This is a genomic window from Flaviflexus sp., assembly GCF_041440645.1.
GTDB lineage: Bacteria > Actinomycetota > Actinomycetes > Actinomycetales > Actinomycetaceae > Flaviflexus.
This window is the reverse complement of record NZ_JASDVN010000052.1, coordinates 1-4,339: the sequence shown is the minus strand read 5'-3', so window position 1 is coordinate 4,339 and position 4,339 is coordinate 1. Positions and strand designations below refer to the sequence as shown.

At 61.9% G+C, this 4,339-nt stretch carries 5 protein-coding genes and 1 pseudogene; 4 read left to right on the top strand and 2 right to left on the bottom strand.

Annotated elements, in window-relative coordinates:
- From QMB98_RS07780 to QMB98_RS07770, 3 genes are all read left to right on the top strand, one after another.
- Nucleotides 1-487: hypothetical protein (locus QMB98_RS07780; RefSeq protein ID WP_371685136.1), on the top strand; the 487-nt coding region annotated here is incomplete at its 5' end.
- Between the two features lie 178 nt (nt 488-665).
- Nucleotides 666-896, top strand: coding sequence for a hypothetical protein (locus QMB98_RS07775; protein ID WP_371685135.1), 231 nt, complete (start codon nt 666-668; stop codon nt 894-896).
- On the top strand, nt 893-1,507 hold the full coding sequence (locus tag QMB98_RS07770; RefSeq protein ID WP_371685134.1) for a nucleoside/nucleotide kinase family protein: 615 nt from the start codon (nt 893-895) through the stop codon (nt 1,505-1,507). The genes QMB98_RS07775 and QMB98_RS07770 overlap by 4 nt, the downstream gene beginning before the upstream one ends.
- Before the next feature lie 103 nt (nt 1,508-1,610).
- Here QMB98_RS07770 and QMB98_RS07765 read toward each other — a convergent pair whose 3' ends face one another.
- Together QMB98_RS07765 and tdh are read right to left on the bottom strand one after the other, a co-directional pair.
- Complete coding sequence (locus QMB98_RS07765; protein ID WP_371685133.1) at nt 1,611-2,813, bottom strand: glycine C-acetyltransferase; 1,203 nt, start codon at nt 2,811-2,813, stop codon at nt 1,611-1,613.
- On the bottom strand, nt 2,810-3,883 hold the full coding sequence (tdh, locus tag QMB98_RS07760) for an L-threonine 3-dehydrogenase (protein WP_371685132.1): 1,074 nt from the start codon (nt 3,881-3,883) through the stop codon (nt 2,810-2,812). The genes QMB98_RS07765 and tdh overlap by 4 nt, the downstream gene beginning before the upstream one ends.
- Before the next feature lie 131 nt (nt 3,884-4,014).
- On the opposite strand from tdh, the pseudogene QMB98_RS07755 reads away from it, so the two are divergent.
- Nucleotides 4,015-4,339: pseudogene (locus QMB98_RS07755) on the top strand (signal recognition particle-docking protein FtsY); the annotation flags it as partial.

Here is a 4,339-nt window from a genome sequence, read left to right as displayed (position 1 = left end):
AACCAAGGAGTCAACGATGCACGGCAGGTCAGCGCGTAAGCCTCCGTTGAGCTTGGGAGCGTCGCTGTGTCCTGGTGCATCCCTCCTTGCTGGGTGCGGAAGCGAGCCAGTTGTCCTTGATTCCGAGAACGAGCACGAGCTATACAACCTGTCGGAGGGTGACGAGGTGACATTCCAGGACATCCTCATCACCTACGCCGACGGCGGGCAGGAACTCGAGGCCTGCTACCTGATTCTGGACATGGGCAATGAGAGCGAGGATTCCGCGACAGAGGAGGACGCGGTCAACATTCAGAAGTGTGCTCCCGTCAATGTCTACATTGACCTGCCGGACGACTTCGACTTCGAAGCTGAAGGATTTACCCGCGGCACGCTCTACCTCGGCGACGGTGAGGGCTACGAGCGTCGAGGCGACCTGACCTTCACGATCACCGGCAAGGCTGGCAGAATGACGGGCGAACTGATCGAGATCTCCGATTCCGAGTAGTGCCGTGAGATGGTCACGTACCGGTTCCCTGCAATCCGCCAAGACTCTTTCAGAGTTCCGAATTGTCCCCCTATGGTTCGAGCTCACAGCTGAATAAGGTTACAGTTCGGTCACTTACCGTGTCCCAGCGTGGCGTGTTGTTGCAGGTCAGGCCATAATGACAACCGTGAGCTTTGGAATGTTACTTGCACTCGTTGGTTTGGCCCTCCTCGTCGTGTCTATCGTCATGCTTGTGCGCCGTGACCCTGACGCTGCCAACACGTGGGATGAAACCCGCGGACTGGTCAGCGAGTCCTACAGTGCACTCCGCAACAAGGAGCTCGGTAGCCTCGAGGACCACATTGACGACGTGTCGCTCGGTGACTTCTTCACCACGGCCGGTCGCGAGTCCTCCCGTAAGCCCTCGTGAACATCGAGGTGCCCAGCAAGCTCCTCGAACGAGCACGCGAACTCTCCACCTCACGCACCATCCTCGGCATCACTGGCGCACCCGGTGCCGGCAAATCCACCCTAGCCACTGCGTTGCAGAAAGCTCTGGGGGATAGCGCCGTCGTGGTGGGCATGGACGGGTTCCACTACACGAACGACGAACTCGTAAGGCTTGGTCGCAGGGATCGCAAGGGCGCACCGGACACGTTCGATGCTCACGGCTACATCGCGTTGCTCAAGCGCCTGCGCACCGAGAAGAACGACATCTACGCACCCGCCTACCAGCGCGGCATCGGCAACTCCATCGCCTCCGCGATCCGCATCCCAGCCACCACCAACCTCGTTATCACCGAAGGCAACTACCTCCTCGTGGACGAGGCGCCGTGGTCCGGTGTCGCTGACCTACTCGACGAGTCCTGGTTCGTACAGGTCGATGACGATCTGCGAGTGTCCCGGCTCATCGACCGCCACATCGCCTCCGGCAAGGACGAGCAGTTCGCACGGGAGTGGACCCTCGGACCCGACCAGGCCAATGCCGACCTCATAGCGCTCACCAGGGACCGCGCCGATCGCGTCATCACGCTGAGCTAACGGGCTTCACGAATCTGAGCAAAAAAGAAGAGTAAATAGAAGAATGGTGCCCGTCTGGGCACCATTCTCGTATCTGCTCTTGCTCGCTATCTGCTTGCGCCGGTTATTCCGCGTTGCTCTCGCCCAGGACCCGGTCGCGAGAGGCGATGAACGCATCGACACAGGCATCGATGTCGGCCTCGGTGTGGGCCGCGGACAGCTGGACGCGGATGCGGGCCTGACCGCGGGGAACCACGGGGAACGAGAAGGCCGTGACGTAGACACCGAGTTTCAGCATGTCGTCGGCAATCTGGCCAGCGAGCCTCGCACCGTCCTCACCGGGGAACATGACCGCGATAATGGGGTGGGAACCGGGAAGCAGGTCGAAACCAGCATCGGACATGCGCTCGCGGAAGTGGGAGGCGTTCTTTTCGAGGGTCTCGCGCAGGTCGTCGCCCTCCTTGGCGAGGCGGAGGGCAACCCGCGCTCCAGCAACGAGGGCGGGTGCCACGGCATTGGAGAACAGGTAGGGGCGGCCACGCTGACGAAGGAGGTCGATGACCTCCTTGGGGCCCGCCACGTAACCGCCGGATGCTCCACCGAGTGCCTTGCCGAGGGTTCCGGTCAGGATGTCGACACGGTCCTGGACTCCCGCGCGTGCGTGGGTGCCGGCGCCCTTAGGACCAACGAAGCCGGTTGCGTGCGAGTCATCGACTGCGACCGCGGCACCGTACTTCTCCGCGAGGTCACAAATCTCCTCGAGGGGAGCGTAGTAGCCATCCATGGAGAACACGCCGTCGGTGATGATGAGCTTCCTGCGTGCGGAGGATGCCTCCTGGAGGGCTTTCTCCAGCCCCACCATGTCCCGATTCTCGTAGCGGAAGCGTTGCGCCTTCGAGAGGCGCACGCCGTCGATGATCGAGGCGTGGTTGAGGGAGTCGGAGATGACGGCGTCATCGGCGGTGAGGAGCACCTCGAAGAGGGCGCCGTTAGCATCGAAGCAGGAGGGGAAGAGGATTGCCGCTTCCTTGCCGACGAACTCGGCGATCTCTTCCTCGAACCTCGTGTGCGCCTCGTGGGTTCCGCAGATGAAGCGGACGGAGGCCGCACCGAATCCCATCTCGTCGAGGCCTTCGTGTGCGGCTTGGATGATCTCGGGGTTGTTGGCAAGCCCAAGGTAGTTGTTGGCGCAGAAGCTGAGGGCGGGACCCTGGGCGGTGGTGATGTGGGGGGACTGCGGGGAGGTGAGGAGTCGTTCCCTCTTCGTGAGTCCGGCCTCCTCAATGCTGGCCAGTTCCCCAGCGAGCTGGTCGGTGAACGTGATCATGTGTGACTCCAATCGATGAGGACCTTGCCGGCGTGGCCGGAGGCGGCGGCCGCGAAGGCCTCCTCCCACTGATCGGCGGTAAACCTGTGGGTGATGAGGCTGCGTAGGGCTTCGCGCAGGGGCTTGGATGATAGAAGAATGGTGGTTGCCGTGTACCAGGTGTCGAACATTTCGCGCCCGTAAACTCCCTTGATGGTGAGCATGCGGGTGATGACGCGGTTCCAGTCGATCTCGTAGGGAGCGGCGGGCAGGCCTAACATCGCGATCTTGCCGCCGTGGGTCAGGTTGTTGATGATCGAATCCATGGCGCGCGGGCTTCCCGACATCTCGAACGCAACGTCGAAGCCCTCCTTCATGTTCAACTCAACCTGAACCTCCTCGAGAGACGTGTTCAGAGTGTTGGCGAGAACGACCTCGCCGTAGTCATCGAATGCCTCCCGAGCAAGATCGAGGCGATCATCGGAAATGTCGGTGAGGACGACGTGGCGTGCGCCAGCGTGGCGGGCAATAAGTGCGGACATGATTCCGATTGGGCCCGCGCCCGTGATGACAACGTCCTCACCCGTGAGCGGGTATTGGAAGGCGGTGTGGACCGCGTTGCCGAAGGGGTCGAAGATGGCGCCGAGTTCGGGGTCGATCTCCGGTGGCTGGACCCAGACGTTGTGGGCGGGAACGGTCACATATGTTGCGAACGCACCATCCCGGTCGACTCCGATGGAGGAGGTGCGGATGCACATGTGGAAGCGTCCGCCGCGGCAGTTGCGACATCGGCCGCAGACAACGTGTCCCTCGACGGAGACGCGGTCGCCGACTCTTAAGACGTCGGCGCGATCGTCCTTCTCGACTCCGGGGCCGAGTTCCACAATCTCGCCAAAGAACTCGTGTCCGATGGTTTGACCAGGGGAGACGTGGGCGGCAGCGAAATCATCCCAGGTGAGGATGTGCAGGTCGGTGCCGCAGAGTCCTGCGTGCAGGACTTTGATCTTGACTTCACCGTGCCTGGGTGTCGGCTCGGCTACGTCCCTCAACTCCAATCCGGGTGCCCGTTCAGGCTTGATCAGAGCCTTCATTCGTAACCTCCTTGTAGGCTGTAGGACCACACTAGCGGCAATCGCGACCAAGACGGCGCAGAAATGGGACGAAGCGGTGAGATAGGACCGTTGAGGTGTACTCGAGGGAAAAGATGGGGGAAACTGGAGACATGCCTGAAACGCTCTACATCATTCTTGCTGTCATTGTCGTTCTCGGCGTTGTCATCGGCCTGTTCGCGGGTTCGAAGAAGCGCAAGGACGAGCAGTTCCGCCTGGACGAGACCACCACCCCCGTCATCACCGACGAGGAGGCGCGCACCCAAGAGGAGGTCGGCGCCCCCACGGTCATCGATGAGGAAGCCGGCGCGGAAGCCCCGGCCCAGGTCGAACCCACCCCAACTCTCGAGACTCCGGAATCGGTTCCGTCTCGCATGCAGCGCCTGCGTGCACGCCTCGCACGCTCCGGATCCATGGGCAAGGCGCTCCTCTCCATCC

Coding starts and splice junctions, on each gene's coding strand:
- QMB98_RS07775 (WP_371685135.1), top strand. CDS start 666: ATGTTACTTGCACTCGTTGGTTTGGCCCTCCTCGTCGTGTCTATCGTC.
- tdh (WP_371685132.1), bottom strand. CDS start 3,883: ATGAAGGCTCTGATCAAGCCTGAACGGGCACCCGGATTGGAGTTGAGG.
- QMB98_RS07765 (WP_371685133.1), bottom strand. CDS start 2,813: ATGATCACGTTCACCGACCAGCTCGCTGGGGAACTGGCCAGCATTGAG.